Raw genomic sequence first — 23,637 nt, 5'->3', positions numbered from 1 at the left:
TCTGGAAACAGCAGATACAGGCATATCAATGCACATCTCCACAACCATTGCCTCAAAGTGCAGTGAGAATCCTGATCCCTTTCTTGCCCATGGAATATTGACTGTTTTCTTTCCATGTTCGTTGCATTTTATTCTCGGTTCCCTTGCATGCACATATGTGGGATACTGAAATATGTTAAGATGTCTCCATGTACGTTCTTCGGTATCATGAACACCAGAAGGTATACCACATACAGGACAAGGGAATTTTGATCCCCTTGGGAAATCCATGAAGATATCAACCCTCTTTCCCTGGTGGTCGAACTTTATTTCCTTAATGATCCATGGATCCTCTAAACCTAGAAGCTTCCTGAAAAGTTCCTCTGATTTCACAAAATGAAAATGAATGAGCGTTTATAACTTACCCCCAAAGAGTTGAAGAGATCCATATTTTCTTATGATTAAAACTAAAAAGATTTATTAGGGCATAACATTATTGACAAATATCAGGAAGATACAAATGTCAGTTCCGTATAGAATTACAATCAGAGTTTCAGAGGAAGACTTAGATAGACTCATGAAAATCCGGGAAAGAAACAAGTATGAGACAATTTCAGAGGTGATAAGAGAAGCCATCAAGGAATTTATGGAAAAATACGACGAAGAAAGTACAGTAAAAAGTGTGCAGGTAAAATTAACTAATAGAATGATCGAAAATCTTAACACTATAATCCAGAGAGGAGATGCAATTTCTATAGAAGAACTGATCAGGACAATACTGAAGGAATACATGGCTGAAAATTCTATTAAGAAAGACTGAGGTTGTAATTTTGGTCGTTATAAGGAGCAATAAAGAGATATTTGAAAAAAATTTCCAACAAGGATGGAATGGAAGATTGTTTGACTATTCGCGGGTTATCGGTTTCAGCTATGAGGAAAACGGTGAAGAATTGAAGATTGAATTTAATCCAGATAGACCGGACCTTTATTCTTCATTAACCCTCATTGATTCTATTAAAACCTTTTTTGAAATACCTCATAGGCGAGGGGAGATTCTTAATTCGGAAAGAAAACTAAATAACAAAGAACCAAAGCAAAGGCCTAAGATAATTGCATTTGAAGTGGATATAAGAAATAAAAAGATTGATGTTTCCGGTGATGCTGTAGAGTACTTAGACAGAATAGGAGAAAATGTTGGGAAGAAGAGAAAACTATTCGCATATGGGGTCCACGACTTGAAAAAGATTGATGGTGACCTCATTTATGAGGAAACTTCTATATATGATGAATTTGAAACGTATGATGACAAAATTTCAACCATACAGGATTTGATAAATGAGCATCCAAAGGGGAAAGAGTATGGTAATTTAGTATTTGGATTTGAAGATAAGAGAATATGCACTCTAAAGGATTCTAAGGGGATAATTTCGATTCCTCCATTGTTCAACTCAAAAAAAACTCGAGTCGACAATAAGACACGATCTCTTTTAATTGACATTACGGCAAACACGCACGATGGATTAATCCTTGGAACAAAGCTAGGAGTTGGGTATTTTACAAAACTTGGTCTTAGTGTGAAATTTTTATACGCTGGAAAAACGACTGACGTTTTTGAGTCTTTAAGAAATGATCAGTATCCGGTAGACAGCGTAGGCATAAATAAAATATCTGGACTCAACGTTTCAGATCAAAAAGTAAAGGAATACCTTAAAAAGATGGGGTACGAGATCAAAGGTAAGAATATAGTTGTTCCATTAGAAAGGATAGATGTAATGGGTTATGAGGACATTGCAGAAGATTTTATAAAAGCATATGGACTAAACAAGATTGAACCAAAGGAACTTACTTCAAATTTCACAGGAAAACTAGATGAATTGAATGTTTTTACTTCAAAAATAAGGCAGTTAATTATAGAGTTAGGATTTCAAGAAATTATGAACTTTGTCCTGAGAAGTCGTGATGGGGACCAGAACTTGGAAATTATAAATGCCAAAAGTGAGGATTTTTCCAAACTTAGAAAGAATTTGATAGGTGGAATCTTGGAGTTCTATCAAAGAAATATGCAATATGGATATCCCCAAAGAGTATTTGAAATCGGAGAAATTTTTACTGCGGGAAAACAAGAAAGAAGATTGGCTGTTTCAGTATGCAGTCGACACGCCAATTATTCAGATATTAAGGGTTATCTAGATAACTTGTTTCAAGCCTTCGGAATAAACAAAATGAAAATACAAAGATCGGATCTTGAAGAGTTCGTAAACGGTAGAAATGGTTTCATAGAGATAGATGGGGAAAATATAGGTTTTGTAGGAGAAATATCTCCTGAAATAATTCGAGAGTATTCATTTAATTTTCCGGTTTCTTACTTCGAGATTAGCCTTTCAAAACTATACAGAAAATTGAAATTAGAAGAACAAAGGTAGAGATTTAGGAAAAATATGTACAAGTATATAGAAATTCAAAATCAGCAAAATAAGAAGTTTTGTAATATTCCATGTTACAAAAATTAATCGATGTTGTTAGTTTATTAGCAATACAAACTACAAAATACTTTTAATCAAATATAATCTATAATGTTGAGATAGGTGATTCAATAAATGATAGCTATTGAAGAAAAGAACAAATACCCGAATATCAGGTTTGCATCTGATTTCGAGTTAAGTAAGAATGCTCCGTTTAAAACGGTGGATGAGTTTGTAAGTAGCATGGGCCACCTTGTTAACGATGATATGCTACTCATAAGAGTTACCGAGAGTCTGTGTCCAATATGTGTTGATGACGAGAAATTCGATCAAATGAGAATCCCTGCAATTGTGTATGAAAATGGGGGAGAGGTTAAACTTATAAAAGAATGCGCTGAACACGGAATTACAAGAGAAAAATACTGGGAAGACTATGAAATGTACGAGGAAGCAAAGAAATGGCAAGATGGAGGCGTAAAAATACTTAATCCTCACGTCGCATACCTCGAATCCAAGATTGTTTGTCCAACCCACTGTGGTCTTTGCGTTAAGCATAAATCCCATACCGGTTTGGGAAATGTGGTTGTCACAAACCGCTGTGATCTGTCATGCTGGTATTGTTTCTTCTATGCAAAAGAAAACGAGCCAATATACGAGCCATCCCAGGATCAGGTAAGAATGATGCTTAGGAGAATGAGAAACGAGAAGCCTGTTGGAGCAAACGCCGTGCAGATAACCGGTGGAGAACCAACAATAAGAGACGATATACTTGATGTAATAAGAATAGCAAGAGAGGAAGGTTATGAACACATACAACTAAACACAAACAGCGTAAGAGCTGCCTTTGATCCAGACTTTCCAAAGAAGATAAGAGAAGCGGGATCAAATGTAATATACACTAGCTTTGATGGCCCCACACCAAGGTCAAATCCTAAGAACTTCTGGGAAGTTCCAGCTGCCCTTGAAAACTATAAGAACGCCCCCCTCGGAGTGGTACTTGTTCCAACAGTTATAGGTGGTATAAATGATATGTACCTTGGAGACATAATAAAGTTTGGTCTCAATAACATTGATGCAGTCAGAGCTGTAAACTTCCAGCCAGTAAGTCTTGTGGGAAGAATGCCTGACAGAATGAGAGAAAAACAGAGAGTTACAATCCCAGGTTGTATAAAGAAGATAGAACAACAGACTGATGGTCTGATAGGAAGAGAGGATTTCTTCACAGTTCCTTCAACGACAAAGATTTCCAATTTTGTTGAACAACTCAAAGGAAAGGACATGTACAAACTATCTATCCACTTTGCCTGCGGAATGGGAACATACCTCTTCAAGGAAGGGGACAAAGTAACGCCCATAACCAGATTCATAGATGTAAGGGGAATGTTTGAGTATATAGGAGAGCTTTCTGATGAGATAAAAGGTTCAAGTGTAAAGACTTTGTCCAAGGCCTCTTCACTCGCCAAGCTCCTGAAGAATATGAAAAAGTTTGTTGATTACGAGAAGGCTCCTAAGGACTTCAGTCTTAAGGATATGATATATAACGCCTTCACTGAAGGTGATTATCACGGACTGAAGGCTTTCCACTACAAGAGTATGTTCGTCGGTTTCATGCATTTCATGGATCCATACACATACGATGTGGACAGAGTTGAAAGATGCGATATACACTATGCAATGCCTGATGGAAGAGTTGTACCATTCTGCGCTTTCAACGTTATACCAGAGCTTTACAGAGATGCCACACAGAGAAAGTATTCTATACCAGCCAAAACCTATGAAGAAAGGACAGGAAAGAACCTGAAGAAGGAGAAGTACTTCAGAGAATACACAATGGAAGAGAAGAGGGCCATAATTGATTTCTATGAGAGAAGCATAGGAAGAAAGCTTTCTCAGGATGAGATAGGTCTCAACTTGGAAGAGGCAATACCAGTTATTTCCTCATCTAAGCCAGAGGACTGATCCATTAATTTTTTGTTTTTCAAATCTCTTTTTATTTTAAATTGAAATTCCTTTTTATGTACGAAATTTTAGAGCACTCTGCGGATGTTAGGATTAGGGTGAGTTATAATTCGATGGAAGATTTAATCTGTTCTTTGACATCTGGTTTTAAATTTCTTCTTATTGAAAATGAAAAATTAAATGAAAAACGATTATTCATTAAATCCTACGAATATAATAAGGAGTCGATGCCATACAGAATTGCAGTGCATTATCTAAACCAAATGATACTGGAATTTGATTTAGAAAACGCGATACCTTCAGATTGCCAAATTGAAGAAAAGGACAATATAATAGTGATAAAAGTGATTTTTAGTAAGATAACTGACGAATCTAAACTAATCAATATTCCCAAAGCTGCAACATACTCCTCACCAAATGAAAAAGATGGAACCTTGGAAATTACAATTGATGTGTAGCCCTGAAATCGAGATTATATTTTTATCTTATTGTAATATATACCGTTTATATGACAAATTTAGTTCCTAGTAAACTCTTTTTCACCAGGGGTGTAGGGAGAGGAGATACCATGCTAAGATCTTTTGAGGAAGCACTTAGAGATGCAGGGATTGCACAATTCAATATAGTGAGTGTGAGTTCCATATTTCCCCCTGGAGCTGAAATTGTGGAGAGAAATGAAGGGTTAAAAATGCTTTCCCCAGGTCAGATATTATTTACAGTACTTGCAAGAAACGCCTCCAACGAACTTAATAGAATGGTTTCTTCCGCAATCGGCTATGCCATACCTACTGATAGAAGCAGGTGGGGTTATCTCAGTGAGCACCATAGCTTTGGAGAAACTGAAAAGAAGGCAGGATTTTTTGCCGAAAAACTTGCAGCAGAAATGCTAGCCAGCACTACGGGTGAGCAAGAACAGTTAAGATGGAACTCTGAGCGAGAGGAATATACCCTTACAGACAGGATTCTACAGACAAGGAATATCTGCTCCACAGCTATAGTCCTGAAGGAAGAGGAATGGACCACTACTGTTGCTGCAGCAGTGCTTATTATTGAATGATTTCAATGATAGATGAAAAGTATTGGCAGGATGAATGGGACAGAGAAAAACTGTTCCTTGCAAGGAAGAAAGATGCTAAAAAATTTTTTATTACTGTCCCATGGCCTTACACCAGTGGCCCATTGCATGTTGGACACGGAAGAACATATACAATAGCTGATTTTATAGCAAGATTCAAAAGGCTGTCAGGCTATAACGTACTATTTCCAATGGGATTCCATGAGAGTGGTACGCCAATTGAAGCAATCGCAGACAAAATAAGAAGGGGAGATCAAAAAACCTTGGATCTCTACAGAAAATATATCTCAGAATATGAAGACAAGGAGAATGTGGACAATATAATTAGAAAATTTTATAGCCCACAAGAGGTCGCTGATTTCTTTGCTGATAAAATTGTAAAAGATTTTAAGGCATTAGGGTACTCAATTGATTGGAGCAGAACTTTCAAATCAGTTGATGAAAGATACAAAAAAATGGTTGAATGGCAGTTCAGAAAATTGAATATGCTTGGGTTAATTAAGAAAGGAAATCACGCTGTTCTATATTCACCAGAGGACGGCAACGCAGTCGGAGAAGATGATATTGATGAAGGTGATACAAACAAAGTGTCTATTGAAGAATTTGTCACAGTTCTATTCAAAGGAGATGATTTTTATCTTGCTGCTTCATCTCTCAGACCAGAAACCATTCCTGCAATCACCAATCTTTGGATAAATCCAAAAGCAAAATACGTAATTACATCACTGGACGACAAAAGAGTGATTATGAGTCTGGATGCTTATGAAAAATACAAATTCCAGAACAGGAATATTGATCTCATTGAACTGTGCCCAGTAGAGATTATACTTGAAAAGGAATATGAAATACCATTTAATGGCAGGAAAATAAAGGCATTTCCCAATGAAGAAATAGATCCTGAGCACGCTACCGGCATAGTTTATTCAGTACCTGGACATTCTGTTAAGGATTACAAATATATTTTAGAGGCAAATATAAATGTAGAGATACCGGTTATGATAGAAATTAAGGGCAAAGACACGGATGTAAAAGAGTATCTATATAAATTCAAAGACATAAATGAAGCAAATTCAAATTTGTACAAGGATGAGTATTATCTAGGAAACATAAAAACCGCAGTTGAGGAAATATCGGGTTTAAGTGTCAGGGAAGCGAGGGAAATCATAAAAGATAAACTTATACGTGAGAAACTTGCATTTATATTTCTTGAGACTTCAAGAAAGGCTAAAACTAGAAATGGGGCCAGAGTAATTGTGTCCATCCTTGAGGATCAATGGTTCATTGATTATTCAGATGAAAAATGGAAAGAACTGACCAGAGAGCACGTAAAGGAGATGTTCTTTTATCCTGATTTTTACAAGAAGAATATGCTTGATATTGTAGACTGGATAGCTGAAAGAGCGTGCGCGAGGAAGAGAGGCCTTGGGACAAAACTTCCAATGGATAAGGACTGGGTAATTGAATCACTTTCTGATTCAACTATATACCCCGCTTTTTACACAATAGCACCATTTATAAATGATGCCGATAAACTCAATGACCAGATTATGGATGCCATAATTGATAATAGGAGCGCAAACATAATTAATGGGGATCTAAAAATTGCAAAGGACGAGTTTGAATATTGGTATGGGGTTGACCAGAGAATTACATCAAGCCCACATATGTCAAATCACCTCATTTTCTATATTATGAATCACGTTGCTTTGATGAAGAGAGAATACTGGCCAAAGGGGATTACAATATCAGGCACGGTAATTTCCAACGGAGCAAAAATTTCTAAAAGTAAAGGGAACGCTGTATCCCTGCTGGAGGTTGTAAAAAAATATGGAGCAGACATGTTCAGAATGTACGTGGCTGTGAACTCTGATATATCGTCAACCCTGGACTGGAATGAAAAGGATATATCCATAATCAAGAATAAGTACGGAGAGATCTGCTCTATTCTGGAAAAGGCATCAAAGGAAACAGGAAAGGGAGAAGGAATAGAATATGATCTATTCTTCGCAAGATTCACTCTTCATATGTATAGGTATAATGAAAAGATGGAAAAGATGTTTGTGAGAGACGCATATGTTGAGATGATTTACGAAGTTCTTAATGATCTTACTGAACTTGATGGAATGGGAGGAGATGCCCCAAAGGCAGTGAGAAGAGTTGCAAGGCAATGGCTTCAGGTTTTATCATGCGTAATTCCCCACACCTGCGAACATTTCTGGAGAGAATTTGGATTTCAGGGCTATGTGAGTTCTAGTTTATTAGAAGCGCAAAAAATTGAGGATTCCCATAGAAAGATAATAGATGAATGGGAATATTGCAAAATTCTGATCGAAGATGTGAGGGCCATTGAAAAGGTGACCAAAATAAAAGCAGATAAGGTGAGTGTAGTAATAGCAAACAAAAAAGTTCTGGAAGATGTCAAAAAAATATTAAACAACAATTTTGAGGTAAAAAGGAAGGATCTGATACAGAACGTGAAAAAGATGAAAAATAAAATCAACACAGAAATAGATGAAATCGAATCTATGAAAAGATTCAAATCTATTATCGAGAAGAAATATGGTTGGATAATTAATGTCAGAGAAAATGGGGATGAAGATAAAAAGACCCCATTACCTGGGAGACCCATAATAAATATAGAAGGTGAAAAAAATGGCAATAATTGATGACAGAATTGCTACCGCGAGAAAACTTGGATCTGACAAGGATTTGGTTCTACACGGAGGAGGAAACGCCAGTGTTAAGCTTGTGGAAATAGATCACGCGGGAAGACAGGTGAAAGTACTCCGTGTAAAGGGCAGTGGTTCCGATATGGCAACCATAGATGAGAAGGGATTTACAGGGGTGAGGATGGACGATATTCTTCTGGCTAAGGACATCAAAGCGATGACAGATGGAGAGATGATGGATTATCTGAAGAAGAGTATGATCGACCCATCTGAACCATCGCCATCAGTGGAGACATTTTTACATGGATTCATACCTTACACATTTGTGGATCACTCGCATTCAGATTTTATCCTCATGCTGACCAATACTTCACTGAGTGATAGTGAAATTAAGAAAATACTTGGAAATGTTGTTGTTGTTCCATACATACCTCCTGGCTTTACCCTGGCAAAGGAGATCCTAAAAATAATGAACATTATGACTCCTGATGTAGAGGGAATAGTTCTTAGAAAACACGGTCTTTTCACATTCGGTGAAACTGCAAAGGAAAGCTACGACAAGCACATGAGAATAGTAGAGAGAGCTAAAAAATTCATTAAGGATAAGATCGGAGACATAAAGTTTAATGAGGATTATGAAAATATGAGTGATTTTGAAGAGATAATTCCAGAGATAAGAGGCATTATATCGTCACTATACAAGAAGACGATCCTTGTGGATAGATCTGATGAAGTTTTAGGCATAAGCAAATCCAAAGAAGGGGAGAAGTTTGCAAAAAGCGGACCTGCAACTCCTGATATGCTTATCCGTACAAAGTATGATTATCTCTATCTTTCTGATAGTACAAGATATAAGGAGGAAATTGAAAATTTCAAAAATAAGTATACTGAAGAATACAGAGAGTACGTGAAGGAATTTCCAATGCATGATCCTTATCCATCAATTATCCTGATGAGGGGGTTTGGTGCCATATTTGCAGCTCGAACTTTCAAGGAGTGTAAAATACTAAGAGATCAGTTCATACATTCCATGCGGGTAAATACTGTGGCATCTAGAATTGGGAATCATGAATTTATTACGAGAAAGGAAGCATATAACATGGAATACTGGCCGCTGGAAGAGGCAAAACTTAAGAAGTTTGTTCCGAGAAAAAATGAAGGCGGGATAGGACTGGTTACGGGCGCAGCAAATGGAATAGGACTTGAGGCAACAAAGAGACTTGCAGAAACAGGTATGAACGTGATTGCCGCAGATATCGACCCGAGAGTGGTGGAGGTTGCAAAGGAGATTGGAAATAATACTAAGACAAGAACAGAAGGTTTTATAGTAGATCTTTCAAAGCCTGAGGAAGTAGAGAAATTAATGGACTTCATAGAGCGATCCTTTGGAGGTATTGATGTAGTGTTTCAAAACGCCGGAATCTTAAAATCCGAATATCTGGAGGAAATTAAACTTGACACACTTATGAAGCATATTGAAATCAATTCTGTCGCCCCATTCATAATTTCTCAAAGAGCTTTCAATATCATGCGAAGACAGGGTATAGGTGGTAATTTTGTATTCAATATTACAAAGAACTTGACTCATCCAGGTCCTGGGATGACCTCCTATGGTTCAAGCAAAGCATTTTCAGCACAGCTTTCACACTACATAGCCAAGGAAGGTGGGAAATTTGGTATCAGATCGAATATAATAAATCCAGACAAGATTTTCAAAAACTCCAAAATCTGGGAAAATGGTGTTTTGGAGGCAAGGGCAAAGGCAAAGGGAATTACGGAAGAGGAATATAAAAGAGGAAATTTGCTGAGGAAGGAAGTGCTTCCAGAGCATGTTGCAAATATGCTTTTGGCCATGATAGATGAGGATATTTTTGGCGCGACCACGGATGCCATGGTTCCAGTTGATGGCGGAATCCTATAAAAAATGTCTTAGAATTTTTAAGAAATCTGGTTTTATCCCAAAATTTTTTAACTCTTTTAGGGCTTTTGGGACTGCAAGGAGATTTTCTCTTGTTAAGGTCCTTCCTGATTGAATGTTAAGAACCATTTGTGAAATTTCCTGGAATTTTTTCATCCTGCTTCTTATTTCATTCTTGTATCTCACTTTTATTTCATTCAGATCATCCTCTTTCGAAATTATCTGGAAAAAAATTTCAGCGTTTTCCAAAGCTGGTACGATGCCTTCCCCGAGAAGGGGTGATATATACCCAATGCTTTCCCCAACACCGAAGACGATTCCCCTTGTCTCCTGACCCATTAGAGGTTTCATTCTAATTTTTCTTGACAGGATCTTCTCACTTTTATATGGTTCAATGTATGATCTCACCTCCATGAGATCAACTCCCCCGGCTCCAATATGATACTTTCCCTTCAGCGGAAAGGACCAGAAATATCCCCTACCGTTCTTGAAGAAGTCGAAATAAAAACCATCATAGGGTGATTTTTCACATACCTTCTCTATCGCAAACATGGTGAAATCTTCAGATGCTTTACCAAGATATGCCCTTGATATGCCAGTGCAGTCGATAATTGGATCTTCTCTGCCACTTATGATTGCACGTTGATACTGTTCACTACCTCTCATCAACTCTTCCATTTTCATCTTATTTATTGTGCAGAGACCATTTTGATTAAATTCGGTTTTCTCAAAGTTATTTCCTGATATCCATATTTTACCTGTCTCTGCTTCACTTATCTCCTCAAGAGATATGGAGGACCTTTTCAGAAAAGGCATTATTGCATTTTTATTGGTTGCAAAACCACAGGGAATATAAAAATCTGGTCTCTTAGGATCAAAGAGTGTTACCTCAAATCCTGCAGCCTTCATTCTTCCATAAAGATATGAACCTGCAACACCAGCACCACCTATATTCCATCGCACCAGGGTTCATTGGATTTGTTTTTAAATAATTTGCTGAACAGGCAATAATATAATGGAAAGAATGAGAAAAATCAAATATAAATAATGGCTCTTAGAATTATGAGAAGGTTGCTGATTGCATTTTCCTACGATGGTACGAAATTCACTGGATTCCAGAGGGGAAATGGCCTCAACAGTGTTGAAAGCGAGATTTTGCAATGTGTCATAAAATTTGATTTGGGTATCAATATGAGAAGCGCCTCCCGGACAGACAGAAACGTGTCAGCACTCAGGAATTTCATGACAATTGATACGGATAGAAGACCTGAGGATGTTCTTGGGATATTGAATTCGAGTATTAATAATGCCCACTTTCATTCTTATTCCTTTGTAGATGATAATTTCAACGTCAGGCATTCAGTCAGCAAAACTTATGCATACATCCTTCCAACACACTTCAAAATCCCAAATGACATTGAGGATATTTTAAAAAAATTTGAGGGAACACATGATTTTAAAAATTTCTCAAAACCTGAGGGAAAAGTAACTGTTCGAACAATAGAAAGAATATGGATCAGTGAGATTTCAAGTTTTCCTGCCATATTCTTCAAATCGAAAGGATTTTTATGGAATCAAATAAGATTCATCATGGGATATATTTTAAATGATACAGATTACAGCAAGGATCCCTTCGAAAATGCAAAAAGAATTTTAGCACCCCCACAAAATTTAATACTTATTGATATCACTTATGAAAATGTTGCTCTACAAAGCTTTAGAAATGGATCCATTGCAAGAGGAATAGAAAGAAAAAATGAGATGGCAAGAAATTCTTATATTTTCTACAATGAGCTGAACAATTTGATAAGAATTTCAAATTCGAATTATTTATAATGGCTGTTTTCCATATGAAGTTATGAGTATATTTGAAGATTATTTTCAGGATAAGTTGATTTTAATAGCGGGTGTTGGGATAGGTCAAGGTCTTTCCACTGCTAAATTGCTGTCAAAATTTGGGTCAAAAATCATCGCAATATCCCGCCATGGATTGCCGGATGATATAGGATCGAAACTCGAAAATGTCCAATTTATAAATGCTGATGCTTCAAACGAAAGAAGTATAATTGAGATCAAAGAGAAATTAGAAGGGTCTAAGACAATTTTGGACGGAATAGTAAATAATGCTGGTATATGGGAACCTTACAATGGAAAAAATGCAGAACCTGAAACTGTTATGAGATTTTTAAAATCAAACACAATGAGCCAGTATAATGTCATATTTCATATGAAATCCCTTATGAGAAGGGGATCAGCCATAGTTAACATTGGAGCTTCAAGATCTCTTTTCAATGGAAATAACTCAGGCTATACCATATCCAAATATGCCATAGAGGAAGTGACAAGATCCTTCTCCAAAGAACTGAAGAGTTATGGAATAAGAGTAAATGCAATACTTCCCGGTGCAGTTTCCAAGGAAGACACATTTTCGAAGATTTTTCCTTTTAATTTTAGCGAGAATGCTGGAGCCCTTGATCCTCTTAGTATTTCCTTTATAACGGCATTTTTACTTTCGCCACTATCCCATGCAATTAACGGTCAATCTATTTCAGCTGATAGGGGCGGAATCGACTGATCACCAGATATTTCAGATCAACTCTTTGGTTGTATATATCCCCATGCCTTAGCTATGTTTAAAAGTGGTTTTCATATTGCATATCATTCTATTATTCCATAAATGTCTGCCATTTCATTGAACACAACTCAATGTCTGGATTGTCTGATAAACCTATTTCATATTTTGCTTCCAAAATTTCCCCATATTATGATCCATTCAGGATTAAAACATAGTTATGTAATACCAGCATTTGAAAGATTCCAGGTAAAACCTGAATCAGGATGTGATATGTATGGTCAATTCGAATTTTGGATTCCTGAGAGTATCCCATCTATATGCAAAGGCGATCCTTCCTCTTAAGCAATATCTGCTGATCTGTAATAAAAAATAATAATAACTGATGAAATAAGTATAATAATTGCAGCAAAATTGCAAATATGAATTTCCTTCCATTCTTCAAGATTAATTTCTTGAAGAACTATAAAATTAAGTTGGTTCTTTACAAAATAATAGAGGGGTTGCATTTGGATTGAGACTATTTACCTGAGAAGATGTTTTAAAGGGCTCTTTTAAAGCCCAAAAAATTATATTTAGTTATGTGCAATATGAAATTATGCCGTTCGAAAATGAGGTAACATTTGTAAAATTTAGCAAAGCAGGAAAGGAAAACGAGTTTCACGAACAATATGAAAACGCTGTAAAATTGTCGGAGAAATATTTGAATAAAGAGTATCCAAATATTATTGGTGACGAGGTTAGGGAAAAGGAAAAAGTTAAACTGGTATCCCCAATAAATGGAAAGGAAATAGCAACTTTTCAGGCCGGAAGTAAAGAATCGGTGGACAGGGCCATTGAACTTCTAAAGGCAGGACAAAAAGAGTGGTTCAATCTTGGATATGTTCGCAGGGCACAGATATTTTTGAAAGCAGCAGATTTAATCGCAAAGGATAAATTTTTAATTTCGGCCCTTCTAGCGCACGAAAACGGAAAGACAAGAATGGAGGCTGTTGCAGATGTTGATGAAGGTATTGATTTTCTCAGATATTATGCCCTAAATCTCATTGAGAATCAGGGATTCGTAAGATTTACAGGGAAAGGCTATGACAACGAGGAAAGTATGAGCTATATGAAGCCCTATGGAATTTTTGCGGTTATAGCCCCATTTAATTTCTATGCAATCACCGTTGGAATGGTTGCAGGGCCACTAGTAACTGGTAATGCAGTCATATTGAAACCATCAAGTAATATTCCACTCAGTTCTTACCTTTACATAAAAACTCTTTATGAGGCGGGAGTCCCTCGAAATGCACTTGCGTTTATTTCTGGAAAGGGAAGTGTCATAGGCCCATACATAGTATCCCATAAGGATATTTCAGGAGTCCTTTTCACAGGATCAAGACAGGCAGGAATTGACATTTTCAGAAATGCAACCAGGGATAGGCCAAAGGTTGTTATTACAGAAATGGGAGGAAAGGATACGATAATAGTAACGAATAAGGCTTCTCTGGACAAGGCAGTGAACGGGGTATACAGAGCTGCATTTGGTTACTCTGGTCAAAAGTGCAGCGCATGCTCTATTGCATACGTGGAGGAGGGAATTTATGATAATTTTGTTAAAAAAATAAAAGATGTTACTGAAAAATTAAAGCTTGATGATCCAAGAATTAAGGATACTTATCTTGGTCCAGTAATAAACCAGGAATCAGTTGAGAAATTTAAGGACGCTGTGGAAAGAGCAAAGAAAGATGGAAAGATCATTGCCGGAGGAAAAATTCTTGACAAACCAGGATTTTATGTGGAACCAACTCTTGTAACTGACCTTCCTGAGGATTCATACATAATCAAAAATGAGCTGTTTTTACCATTTCTGGCAATAGTTAAGGTTAAAAGCCTTGACGATGCCATAGAGAGAGTGAACGCCTCCGACTATGGACTAACAGGAGGTATATTCACCGAAGATCCTCAGGAGATTCATAAATACTTTGAGGAAGTAGAGGTTGGTGTTGTATACGCCAATAGAGAGAGGGGAGGATCCACCGGTGCCATGGTCGGGTCACAGCCATTTGTTGGATGGAAACTTAGCGGTATAAGTGGAAAAGGAACTGGTTCCTTCTACTATCTACAGCAGTTCCTCAGGGAGCAGTCTCAGACAGTTGCTCACTGAGAGATTTTTTTTCATAATTCCATAGTCTAAAATTTCTTATTATTGCCTGGATGGCTCTTTCCTTTACTTCTGACATGTTATACTTCTTACCTGTTTCCTTTTCCATGGATGTCATTATATCCCAGTTAAACCCGCAAGGATTTATGAAAGAAAATTTGTCCAAATCTGGCTGTATATTCAGAGCCGTGCCGTGAAGAGTTGAATTCATCCTTATGGCAAATCCTGTGGAGGCTATTTTTTTCGTGCCAACCCATATTCCTGTCTCCTTGCCCAGTCTAGATTCAGCTCCGATTATACCCATGCCTTCAAGCAGGTCAATTTCTGATTCATGAGCCTTGGAGATGATACCCAGGATATTGGTTTGGAGATGTTTCATATTAAGTATATAATAAACAACCAACTGCCCGGGGCCGTGATATGTAATTGATCCTCCTCTCTCTATCCTAACTGGGTCTGGTATTCTACTGTCAATATGTTCAGTGTGTATACCGCAGGTGTAGACGTCCTTATGCTCCAAAACCAATAAGTAACCAACGCATTCCTCTTCATTAACCCTCCGGTTCAGTTCTCTCTGTAAATTAAGAATTTGGTGGTAGGGTTCTATTCCACCATTTAAAATATATATTTTCGTATCTTTAAAGTTGCTTCTCCAGTCTTCCCCTGATATCATAATATGCTCTCCATAGTTCCTCAGGGAACATGGGCCCGAAGGATTTAAAGAATGGCTCAATGGTGTCGAGTTCCATTAAAAATCCCTTCGCATCAACAGAGAGAATGAGTTCCAATTTTTTCAGATCGGTTCCCTCTGGCAACCTTAGGTCCTGAATTCTTGGAACGTATCCAAATGGGGTTTCTGTGGCATCCCTAACCTTTCCATTGACTCTGCCAACAATCCACTCCACAACTCTCATATTTTCAGAGTAACCCGGCCAAAGAAACTTTCCGTCCTTATCTTTACGGAACCAGTTCACATTATATATCCTTGGGGGATGCTTGATATTTTTCCCCATATTGATGTAATGCTGGAAGTATTCGCCCATGTTATATGGCATGAAAGGGCGCATTGCCATAGGATCATTTCTTAATTCTCCAACCTTTCCAATTGCGGCGGCTGTTGTCTCGACCCTTTGCATTGCTCCATACAAAACACCTTCATTCCAGGTTTTAGCCTCCATTACGAGTGGGATAAGATCACTCCTCCTTCCACCAAACAAGAATGCAGATACAGGAGCTCCCATGGGATTCTCATACTCCTTGGATAGATCCTTATATTCGTGAATCGGCGTTGTGAAACGTGAATTTGGATGGGCGATCTTCTCCTTTCCATCATATTTTCTTCCCTGCCAATCTATAACACCGATAGGTATTGGGCCCATTCCTTCCCAGTATGGATTCATATCTATGTCTATACCGACGTTTGTGAATATGGTGTTTTGTTTGATTGCCTCCATAGCTCCAGGGTTTGTCTGCATACTTGTATGTGGCGCAACTCCAAAAAAGCCATATTCTGGATTTATTCCTCTTAAGGTTCCTTCCACATTATTCATCCATGTGATATCATCACTGATCAAGTATGTTTTCCATCCCTCATTACGATATTCTTCAGGAGGTCTTAACATTGAAAGATTGGTTTTTCCACTTGAACTTGGAAAGGCACCTGTTATAAATGTTGACTTTCCCGTGGGGTCCTTTATCTCGATCAACATCATGTGTTCCGCAAGCCATCCCTCTCTCTTTGCTTTGAAGGAGGCAATTCTGAGTGCGTGACACTTCTTGCTTAATAAAGCGTTTCCTCCGTAATCTGTGTTGAAACTTATAATCAGACCCATCTTTTTATTTTCGTCTGGGAAGTGCATTATGTATCTCTTTTCAGGATTCAACTTTGCAGTTGAGTGAAGTCCTAAGACATAGCTGTTCTTCCTCGCCAGTGAAATTGCTACTTTCTCACCCACCCGGGTAATTTTCATCAAATTGAGAACGACATAGGGACTATCAGTCAGCTCAAACCCCCCGTCTCCGAATTTAGATTCTACTGGACCCAGCCAGTAGGGTACAACATATAGAGTCTTTCCCTTCATGCTCCCCCTTAAGTTTTCTGTGGCTATTTTCATGGCCTCTTTTGAGTTAAGCCAGTTGTTTGTTGGACCTACCTCTTCGGGCTTCCCCTCTGTACATATATACGTATCTTTTTCAGATCTAGCCACATCAAAGGGCGGACTTCTGTACAGATAACTATTGGGAAAATTCTTTTCGTTGAGTTTAATCAATTTTCCCTCTCTTACCAGTGTCTCAGTTATAATTTTCTCCTCGTTACCATCAATTACCCTTATGGAACTTGCATTAGTCAAGAAGGCATATTCGAGAATTATATCGGAAATCTCAGTGTATAATCTCTCATTAGCTTCATTCAGCTTTTTCATAAATTCACTTCTGGAGATTTCATCCCTCAAAATTGCCAGTCCCTTATCCCGATTCAGTTCCTTTTCCACACCTAACATCTGAGTTACCTACAGTTGTTCATTTTTTAGGCAATATAAACTTGTTGATTATAATATTCGTCAATTACATAATATGACGAATTCATTGAAATATTTTTAACTGGTTCTTTAATTTTGAAATGCTATTTAGAAAAAATTAAATACCAAAATGATTATGCACCTAAAATGGGAACTGAGGCGCAAATAAAGGACGTTAATATGACCGAAATTTCCATTCTCCTTAAATTAATGAAGGGGGAAAACAATTTTGCTGAAATAGCTAGAAGTCTTGGGATAACCCTTCAAGGAGTAAGATACTATGTCAATATATTAAAGCAAGAGGGGTATATTGATGATTTCAAAATTACAAACCGAGGTTATGAATTTCTCTCATCGTCCCTGTTTCAAATAAGGAGATTCCTAAATGAGAATTCTGATTTTCTCTCGGATGCCAACGGTTGGGAGGTAATTTGTGACGAGGACATAACCTCCGGAGACAAAGTTTACCTTAAAATGATAAAGTCATATCTTCATGCAGATAAGATACCCTCATCTTCAAGCACTGCCAAATCCGTAACCAACAGTAAAAAGGGTGAAAGGGCCATAGTCAGAGATATCCAGGGAATAATAGAGATCAAATTCGGAAGAATTGAAATAAATCTTATTAAGGATCTAAACAGTGGGAATTATGAAAAATATAGAAAAAAATGCAATCAACTATATCTAAATAAGGGCGAAAAGGAAATATTTATCTTAGGGGAGGGGTCAAGAACACTATTTTCAGACACAGAACGAATAAATATGTTTGCACCATTGAGAGGTTCCTTTGATGCCTCAATTAGAGGAACAGACTCTATTTTAGTTGCTACCGAGGAATCATTTAATTTGAATTTGGAAGAATTTTCCAAACTAAAGGAAGAATTTTCCAAAGTAGAGATAACTATGAATTTTCTATAAATATAATAATAATTAAATAGATATTCTTAAATTTTTATAGAATAAACCAAGGACAAGAAAAATAGACACAGAAAAAAAATGGGAGTGAATCAAATACATAAATATTTAAATAAGTTGAAATTATCAGTCATAAATTAGTACTGAGGTGAATATGATGGAGGACGATGAAGGTGGCCGTTGGGATGCACATTCTTGCGGATATGTATGGAATAAAGCCGGAGCTTCTGGAGACAAAAGATATTTTGATGGACATAATTGAGGAGTCCGTAAGGGTTGGAAACCTCACAAAGATTTCTTCGGATTATTATCAGTTTGAGCCAGTTGGAGCTAGTGGGGTAGTATTACTCGCTGAGTCTCATATATCTTTCCACACCTGGCCGGAATTTGGATTGATAACTCTGGACCTATTCACATGTGGTGATCCTCATAAGGCGGACGTTGCATTCGAATATATAAGAGAGGTCTTGAGACCAACCGAAATAGAATTCAAAAAACACGAAAGAGGAGACAGGATACCTGAAACAACTGTCTTGCCAGAAACTATAGGTGCCGGTAATAGCCGCTGATGAAAAATAGGGACTTAATTATTATACTTTTATTGCTTTTATCTTTTTTACTATATTTTTTAGTTAATGTTTTTTTCGATGTAATTTTAACTGCGATCTTAATTCTGGGTCTTGATTTATCTTCTGATAATCTCTTTGATAAGGTTGTAAAGAAGGATGTCTCCAGTTTCAGTTATTCTTTCTTCGTACTGGGTTTTGCCACATCTATAGATGAAATTTCAGTCGCAATTAGCTCCATATTCTATGGTGCACCTGAAATCGGATCGGGAGCCCTGCTTGGTTCTTCATTATCCATGATTATAATCTATTCCATTTTAATGTTCCTCTTCTCATATAAACTCATGATGAGATATCCTTACTATTTTCTCATATTTCCATTCTTTCTCCTATTATATTTGATCTTTTATTATTTATCAATAAACTTGATTCCAGTATACGCCATTTCCATAATCATTTCCTTGCTCATTTTCTACCTTGTTATGAAAGAAAGGAGAAAAAATCTAAAGGGACAAAAAGTCAGTAGAATGAGCAACCTTATCTTTGCAATTCCCATGATCCTATTTGCACTTCTCCTTTCGGTGGCCACAGATAGGCTATCTAAGGCAATAGATATAAACCAATTTCTTTCCGGCTTCTTAATCCCCGGTACACTTGGAACCATTCCTGAACTCATAGTCGTTTACAGTGCTTTGAAAAATAAAATGAGGAGTGCAAGCGAAGGACTCCTTACGGGAAGTACAATAATGAAAGGAACTCTGCTTTTTCCAATTTTTGAATTATTTTTTTATTCCACAACACAATGGGATTTTGACATAATTCTCATTTCCGCAATAGTTTCATTTCTTTTTGGTATATTCATATTCTTAGATAGGAACTAAGCTTTTGTTCCCCAAAATATGTTTTCCTTTCGTTTAATTTTGATGATCTCTTCCAAAGTTTCCATTGTTGAATCGTCAAGGGCATTGGCCCTTAATGCCTTAACTACTTCCTCATTGATATCTACATATAGGGGCCTGTCCGGAAATATCTGACGATTTAAGGTAACTCCATCTATTGCAACAGCTACCTCTGAACCGGCTTCTGCAAATTTTTTGGAGGTTTCCCCATCCCGGATGCTCTTGATTGTTCCTGCATACTTTCCATCCTCCCTTATAAGATTGTCATCAACCTTAATTCTGCCTGAGAGAACCTTAACACCTACAATTACAGGTTTTGCAGCTCTAAAAATATAATCTGGCATTATTACAATCTTCGAAGGTACAGGCATTCCCTGCTTTCTCTCTTCTTCCATAGAAGTTTTTCTATCCTTAATCCATTTACTTATTTCTTCAACAAGATGATAAATTACACCAGATGTTACAATTCCAATATCATATGCCATCACAGATGATTTGGCGTCTGGTGAAAGATCAACATTAAAGCCGGCAAGAACTCTGTCCATGGGATCTGGTAAGGTAGAGACGTCGATAAGATCCCTTTTACTTATTTCCCCTATCTGTGCAGATCTTATTTTAATACCATTCTGCCCCATTTCATATGCAATAGCTTCCAGTGACCCTAAGGTATCAGCCTTAAGAGTAATCCCGTGCTCAGAAAGTTCGATGTTTACCTTTGATTCTTCCATCAATTCCTTTCTTGCAATCTCCTCATTATCACCCTTGATTTCAATTAAAGTTGTTCCAGGGAGTACGTCATAGCTATCCGAAAGAACAACTCTTACTCCGGAGGCCGAAGTTACCTGCGATCTCTCCACTACCTTTGTTGATCTGTTCGATGTGTTTACAAATAGAGCTCTTATCTTTGTCTCCTTAATACCCTGTGAGGTATTAACAAGAATTCTGGATCCCTTTGTTAATGTACCCTGATACAGAATAGTGTCAAGAGTTAGGCCAAGTGAATCCCCCCTCCTAACCTCAAGAACGCTGGCCTTTCCAAATCCATCCTTCCTTGAAATTGACTCGGATAGATATTTTTGAGCAAGACCCGTTACCGTTAGCAGTATCTCCAGTATTCCAATCCCATATTTTGCACTAGCAGGAACTATTGGAACAGCCTTTGTAAAATCTGAAATTCGATCATATCTTTCTGATGGAAGGTTGTACTGATACATTTGATTTACAATATTATAGATTTTACCTTCCATATCGGTCACATATTCTTCCCTCTGCTCTTTGATGAACTCTGGAAATGCAATATTTGATGGCTTCCTGAAAAGGGAAATCATGTCTATCTTATTTGCAACAATGATGAACGGAGTTTTGAACTTCTTAAGAATATTGATTGATTCAATCGTCTGGGGCATTAATCCTTCATTAATATCAATGACCAAAATTGCAATGTCAGCCAGCGCTCCTCCCCTCGCCCTCATATTTGCGAAGGCTACGTGACCGGGAGTGTCTACGAAGAGGAGACCTGGAATCTTAAAAATATTTTTCGATAACTTTCCGTTAGATAGTTCCACTATTCTATTGATTCCAATCTCAGTAGCGGCGATCCTCTGGGTTATGCCCCCTTCCTCTTTCTTGGTTATAGAAGTTCCCCTAATTGAATCCAAAATACTTGTCTTGCCATGATCCACATGACCTAAAACGCATATTATTGGTTCTCTTAGGGCTGACATACAATAATATTACACCTCAGAAAAGTTCCTCATCTCCATATTTGAATGATAATATATCATCCTTATGGAAGAATATGGGATATTCGTGCTGAAATGATTCCTCTGAATCTGATGCGTGAATAATATTCCTGTCTATACTTATTGAATAATCTCCTCTAATGGTTCCTGGGGCAGCTTTGGACCCATCTGTTGCACCGGTAATTAAACGTACCACTGAAATTGCATTCTTGCCTTCCAGTATCATTGCAATTATGGGGCCACTTGTTATATATGCAACAAGATCCTTAAAGAACGGCTTGTCTTTGTGAACGTCATAGTGTTTCTTTGCCATGTTTTCATCCACATTCATTAACTTGAGGGCAATTATGTTAAGACCTTTATTTTCCAGTCTTCTAATTATTTCCCCGGATAATCTTCTCTTGACTCCGTCTGGTTTTATCAAGACAAGCGTCCGCTCGCTCATTGGGTCTCCTCCTGCTCTACTTTTTGCTTTTGCGCCTCAGAATTCTTTCTCAACCTTTTGAGATTCTGATACTCCCTTGTCCACTTGACTTTTCTTGGAACTCTCTTCAGTTTAAGCATATTTATTCTGCACTTTCTGCTACAGAAATTGAGAATGTTCCCATCCTTTCTTATGAAGGTCATACCCGTTCCTGGCTCAATTTCCTCACCGCAAAAACTGCAAACTTTGTTTACCATTTCATCACCTTATGGAGAGCTTCTTAGCCTCTCTTGCTGTTTCTCTCAACATGAGTATATCTCCAACTTTCACAGGTCCAAGGACATTACGTGCAATGATCCTTCCCTGATCCCTGCCAGAGAGAACCCTAACCTTAACCGTTGTTGCTTCACCGGTCATCCCGGTACGCCCCATAAGCTCTACAACTTCTGCTGGCGTTGCGTCATCTGCCAACTAAATCACCTCACTTACTAAGACCGGAAAGCTCTGATATTATCTGTTTAAAGAGTTCTTCGTTCTTACCAAAGTCGACTATTGAAAGCGATGCTGCAGAACTAATTCCCACCTTTGAACCCAGCTCACTCTTTGTTTTAACAAAAGCATACGGTACCTTTCTCTCCTCACATAATTTAGGTAGAAAATACACAACTTCTGGGGGATTTACATCTTCAGCTATTACGACTATTTTGCTGGTTCCACTCTCTACGGTCTTAATAACTTCATTTGTTCCTTTCTTAATCTTACCACTTCTATAGCTATTTTCGACCAGTTCCAGAATCTTTTTCTCTAAAGACTCGGGAGTTTCAAACTTAACATATGTTGCTTTATCCATGTTTTTAGCCTCCTTCACAGAGTAAGCCCTTAACGTAAGAATGTATAAATAGATTTTTGTTTTTTGAAATTGAGGAAAATATTATTCTTTAACTTACTCCATAATAACATAATTACATGTCTAATAATTCTCTTGTTAGAGACTTCTGAAGAAATGTGATGAAGTGATGAATGGATGATTAAATATTTCTGAAGGGGATTCCTACATTATCCAAAAAGGGCAGGATTTTTCATAAATCCAATTTCTTCTCCACACATTTCAAAGGTACTTAATGCAAATGATACTAATTGCTGATCAAGAAGGACGGATAAACTGAAGAGATGATGCAAAATAATTCAATAAATTCCTTTGAAAAAATGTCGCAAAAATCAAATCGACCTTTTGAAAAAAATAAACACCCATACTGTAATGAAACTCCATTATATTGACGATGATTTTGTTGAAAGACCTTCATTTTTGAGTACAGGATCAAAAAATCATTTTCTTATCTTCTCGATACGAACGATGATTTTTATTCGATCTATTAAGGCATTATGACCCGTTGGCTTGGAGTAGAAGGGACTGATTACCCTCACAAAAGTAAAGACGACTGAAAATCGGTCTTCAAATAATATTCAAGGAGTTGCAGGAATTTTTATTCAGGCCTTTATGTTCATCTGGCCAAGAGAAGTAATAAAATTCTTTATAGTGCAGTTGTTCCTTTTATGATATGAGGTTTTCTATTTTCTACCTTATTCTGTAAATTTTCTGCATAACTTCCTGATTACCGCTAAAGATCAATCTATTTTTGACTGTTTATTCTCTTAATTATCCCTTTTTATCACTATTTCCCATGAAATTTCTTAAATAATTGATAGCTCACGCTATCCATTGATGATCTTCAATGCATGTACATTGTAAGCAAAACATGCAAACATGAACTTCACCCTCACTCTTCTTAAT

General features: G+C 37.3%; 22 protein-coding genes. 13 read left to right on the top strand and 9 right to left on the bottom strand.

The window, feature by feature from the left end; genetic code table 11:
* A partial coding sequence (locus tag ACNF42_RS06270) for a transposase family protein (protein ID WP_443339872.1) occupies positions 1-372 on the bottom strand: 372 nt, incomplete at its 3' end.
* A 127-nt stretch (positions 373-499) separates the two neighbouring features.
* On the opposite strand from ACNF42_RS06270, the gene ACNF42_RS06265 reads away from it, so the two are divergent.
* The 7 genes from ACNF42_RS06265 to ACNF42_RS06235 all read left to right on the top strand — a co-directional run bounded on the left by ACNF42_RS06265 (position 500) and on the right by ACNF42_RS06235 (position 10,065).
* Positions 500-799: a ribbon-helix-helix domain-containing protein gene (locus ACNF42_RS06265; protein ID WP_443339871.1), complete on the top strand. Its 300-nt coding sequence runs from the start codon at positions 500-502 to the stop codon at positions 797-799.
* A gap of 10 nt (positions 800-809) precedes the next feature.
* On the top strand, positions 810-2,402 hold the full coding sequence (locus ACNF42_RS06260) for a hypothetical protein (protein ID WP_443339870.1): 1,593 nt from the start codon (positions 810-812) through the stop codon (positions 2,400-2,402).
* Between the two features lie 282 nt (positions 2,403-2,684).
* Positions 2,685-4,400 carry a tetraether lipid synthase Tes gene (tes, locus tag ACNF42_RS06255; protein WP_443339874.1) on the top strand — a complete coding sequence of 572 codons (1,716 nt, stop codon included), beginning with the start codon at positions 2,685-2,687 and terminating at the stop codon, positions 4,398-4,400.
* A 56-nt stretch (positions 4,401-4,456) separates the two neighbouring features.
* Positions 4,457-4,858, top strand: a complete 402-nt coding sequence (locus ACNF42_RS06250) for an archease (RefSeq protein WP_443339869.1) — start codon at positions 4,457-4,459, stop codon at positions 4,856-4,858.
* Positions 4,859-4,908: 50 nt separating this feature from the next.
* The gene (locus ACNF42_RS06245; RefSeq protein WP_443339868.1) at positions 4,909-5,457 is read left to right on the top strand and encodes a pyruvoyl-dependent arginine decarboxylase; all 549 of its coding nucleotides are present in this window, start codon (positions 4,909-4,911) and stop codon (positions 5,455-5,457) included.
* Entirely contained in the window at positions 5,454-8,141 is a 2,688-nt protein-coding gene (gene leuS, locus ACNF42_RS06240; protein WP_443339867.1) for a leucine--tRNA ligase, read from the top strand. The genes ACNF42_RS06245 and leuS overlap by 4 nt, the downstream gene beginning before the upstream one ends.
* Complete coding sequence (locus ACNF42_RS06235; RefSeq protein WP_443339866.1) at positions 8,128-10,065, top strand: bifunctional aldolase/short-chain dehydrogenase; 1,938 nt, start codon at positions 8,128-8,130, stop codon at positions 10,063-10,065. Before leuS ends, ACNF42_RS06235 begins: the two co-directional genes overlap by 14 nt.
* Here ACNF42_RS06235 and ACNF42_RS06230 read toward each other — a convergent pair.
* Positions 10,060-11,025 carry a hypothetical protein gene (locus tag ACNF42_RS06230; protein ID WP_443339865.1) on the bottom strand — a complete coding sequence of 322 codons (966 nt, stop codon included), beginning with the start codon at positions 11,023-11,025 and terminating at the stop codon, positions 10,060-10,062. The genes ACNF42_RS06235 and ACNF42_RS06230 overlap by 6 nt on opposite strands.
* An 84-nt stretch (positions 11,026-11,109) precedes the next feature.
* Here ACNF42_RS06230 and ACNF42_RS06225 point away from each other — a divergent pair, with 84 nt between their 5' ends.
* The 3 genes from ACNF42_RS06225 to ACNF42_RS06215 all read left to right on the top strand — a co-directional run bounded on the left by ACNF42_RS06225 (position 11,110) and on the right by ACNF42_RS06215 (position 14,783).
* Positions 11,110-11,898 (top strand): pseudouridine synthase family protein, encoded by a 789-nt coding sequence (locus ACNF42_RS06225; RefSeq protein WP_443339864.1) that lies wholly within the window; start codon positions 11,110-11,112, stop codon positions 11,896-11,898.
* Positions 11,899-11,920: 22 nt separating this feature from the next.
* Complete coding sequence (locus ACNF42_RS06220; RefSeq protein ID WP_443339863.1) at positions 11,921-12,637, top strand: SDR family oxidoreductase; 717 nt, start codon at positions 11,921-11,923, stop codon at positions 12,635-12,637.
* 595 nt (positions 12,638-13,232) lie between these two features.
* Positions 13,233-14,783 carry an aldehyde dehydrogenase family protein gene (locus tag ACNF42_RS06215; RefSeq protein WP_443339862.1) on the top strand — a complete coding sequence of 517 codons (1,551 nt, stop codon included), beginning with the start codon at positions 13,233-13,235 and terminating at the stop codon, positions 14,781-14,783.
* On the opposite strand, the gene lipB is transcribed toward ACNF42_RS06215, so the two are convergent.
* Positions 14,752-15,453 (bottom strand): lipoyl(octanoyl) transferase LipB, encoded by a 702-nt coding sequence (gene lipB, locus ACNF42_RS06210; protein ID WP_443339861.1) that lies wholly within the window; start codon positions 15,451-15,453, stop codon positions 14,752-14,754. The genes ACNF42_RS06215 and lipB overlap by 32 nt on opposite strands.
* Positions 15,419-17,281 (bottom strand): phosphoenolpyruvate carboxykinase (GTP), encoded by a 1,863-nt coding sequence (locus ACNF42_RS06205; protein WP_443339860.1) that lies wholly within the window; start codon positions 17,279-17,281, stop codon positions 15,419-15,421. Before ACNF42_RS06205 ends, lipB begins: the two co-directional genes overlap by 35 nt.
* Positions 17,282-17,446: 165 nt before the next feature.
* Between ACNF42_RS06205 and ACNF42_RS06200 the strand changes: the two genes are divergently transcribed.
* The 3 genes from ACNF42_RS06200 (at position 17,447) to ACNF42_RS06190 (ending at position 19,661) form a co-directional block, all read left to right on the top strand.
* Positions 17,447-18,217 (top strand): winged helix-turn-helix transcriptional regulator, encoded by a 771-nt coding sequence (locus ACNF42_RS06200; protein WP_443339858.1) that lies wholly within the window; start codon positions 17,447-17,449, stop codon positions 18,215-18,217.
* Between the two features lie 164 nt (positions 18,218-18,381).
* Positions 18,382-18,783 carry an adenosylmethionine decarboxylase gene (gene speD / locus ACNF42_RS06195; RefSeq protein WP_443339856.1) on the top strand — a complete coding sequence of 134 codons (402 nt, stop codon included), beginning with the start codon at positions 18,382-18,384 and terminating at the stop codon, positions 18,781-18,783.
* On the top strand, positions 18,783-19,661 hold the full coding sequence (locus tag ACNF42_RS06190) for a calcium:cation antiporter family protein (RefSeq protein WP_443339854.1): 879 nt from the start codon (positions 18,783-18,785) through the stop codon (positions 19,659-19,661). The genes speD and ACNF42_RS06190 overlap by 1 nt, the downstream gene beginning before the upstream one ends.
* On the opposite strand, the gene infB is transcribed toward ACNF42_RS06190, so the two are convergent.
* The 5 genes from infB to rpl7ae are packed head-to-tail and all read right to left on the bottom strand — an operon-like array spanning position 19,658 to position 22,695.
* Complete coding sequence (gene infB / locus ACNF42_RS06185; protein WP_443339852.1) at positions 19,658-21,403, bottom strand: translation initiation factor IF-2; 1,746 nt, start codon at positions 21,401-21,403, stop codon at positions 19,658-19,660. The two genes, ACNF42_RS06190 and infB, sit on opposite strands and share 4 nt — an antisense overlap.
* Positions 21,404-21,419: 16 nt before the next feature.
* Positions 21,420-21,866 carry a nucleoside-diphosphate kinase gene (ndk, locus tag ACNF42_RS06180; RefSeq protein WP_443339850.1) on the bottom strand — a complete coding sequence of 149 codons (447 nt, stop codon included), beginning with the start codon at positions 21,864-21,866 and terminating at the stop codon, positions 21,420-21,422.
* Complete coding sequence (locus ACNF42_RS06175; protein WP_443339848.1) at positions 21,863-22,102, bottom strand: 50S ribosomal protein L24e; 240 nt, start codon at positions 22,100-22,102, stop codon at positions 21,863-21,865. Before ACNF42_RS06175 ends, ndk begins: the two co-directional genes overlap by 4 nt.
* 4 nt (positions 22,103-22,106) lie before the next feature.
* The gene (locus ACNF42_RS06170) at positions 22,107-22,316 is read right to left on the bottom strand and encodes a 30S ribosomal protein S28e (protein WP_443339846.1); all 210 of its coding nucleotides are present in this window, start codon (positions 22,314-22,316) and stop codon (positions 22,107-22,109) included.
* Between the two features lie 10 nt (positions 22,317-22,326).
* A complete protein-coding gene (gene rpl7ae / locus ACNF42_RS06165) occupies positions 22,327-22,695 on the bottom strand; it encodes a 50S ribosomal protein L7Ae (RefSeq protein WP_443339873.1) in 369 nt (122 codons plus the stop codon).
* Positions 22,696-23,637 lie beyond the last annotated feature (942 nt).

This window comes from Cuniculiplasma thermophilum (genome assembly GCF_052315355.1).
Lineage (GTDB): Archaea > Thermoplasmatota > Thermoplasmata > Thermoplasmatales > Thermoplasmataceae > Cuniculiplasma.
The sequence above is the reverse complement of the archived record's forward strand: the minus strand, read 5'-3'. Positions and strand labels throughout refer to the sequence as shown.

Coding starts and splice junctions, on each gene's coding strand:
- ACNF42_RS06265 (WP_443339871.1), top strand. CDS start 500: ATGTCAGTTCCGTATAGAATTACAATCAGAGTTTCAGAGGAAGACTTA.
- tes (WP_443339874.1), top strand. CDS start 2,685: ATGGGCCACCTTGTTAACGATGATATGCTACTCATAAGAGTTACCGAG.
- ACNF42_RS06250 (WP_443339869.1), top strand. CDS start 4,457: ATGTACGAAATTTTAGAGCACTCTGCGGATGTTAGGATTAGGGTGAGT.
- ACNF42_RS06245 (WP_443339868.1), top strand. CDS start 4,909: ATGACAAATTTAGTTCCTAGTAAACTCTTTTTCACCAGGGGTGTAGGG.
- leuS (WP_443339867.1), top strand. CDS start 5,454: ATGATTTCAATGATAGATGAAAAGTATTGGCAGGATGAATGGGACAGA.
- ACNF42_RS06235 (WP_443339866.1), top strand. CDS start 8,128: ATGGCAATAATTGATGACAGAATTGCTACCGCGAGAAAACTTGGATCT.
- ACNF42_RS06225 (WP_443339864.1), top strand. CDS start 11,110: ATGGCTCTTAGAATTATGAGAAGGTTGCTGATTGCATTTTCCTACGAT.
- ACNF42_RS06220 (WP_443339863.1), top strand. CDS start 11,921: ATGAGTATATTTGAAGATTATTTTCAGGATAAGTTGATTTTAATAGCG.
- ACNF42_RS06215 (WP_443339862.1), top strand. CDS start 13,233: ATGCCGTTCGAAAATGAGGTAACATTTGTAAAATTTAGCAAAGCAGGA.
- lipB (WP_443339861.1), bottom strand. CDS start 15,453: ATGATATCAGGGGAAGACTGGAGAAGCAACTTTAAAGATACGAAAATA.
- ACNF42_RS06205 (WP_443339860.1), bottom strand. CDS start 17,281: ATGTTAGGTGTGGAAAAGGAACTGAATCGGGATAAGGGACTGGCAATT.
- ACNF42_RS06200 (WP_443339858.1), top strand. CDS start 17,447: ATGGGAACTGAGGCGCAAATAAAGGACGTTAATATGACCGAAATTTCC.
- speD (WP_443339856.1), top strand. CDS start 18,382: ATGAAGGTGGCCGTTGGGATGCACATTCTTGCGGATATGTATGGAATA.
- ACNF42_RS06190 (WP_443339854.1), top strand. CDS start 18,783: ATGAAAAATAGGGACTTAATTATTATACTTTTATTGCTTTTATCTTTT.
- infB (WP_443339852.1), bottom strand. CDS start 21,403: ATGTCAGCCCTAAGAGAACCAATAATATGCGTTTTAGGTCATGTGGAT.
- ndk (WP_443339850.1), bottom strand. CDS start 21,866: ATGAGCGAGCGGACGCTTGTCTTGATAAAACCAGACGGAGTCAAGAGA.
- ACNF42_RS06175 (WP_443339848.1), bottom strand. CDS start 22,102: ATGGTAAACAAAGTTTGCAGTTTTTGCGGTGAGGAAATTGAGCCAGGA.
- rpl7ae (WP_443339873.1), bottom strand. CDS start 22,695: ATGGATAAAGCAACATATGTTAAGTTTGAAACTCCCGAGTCTTTAGAG.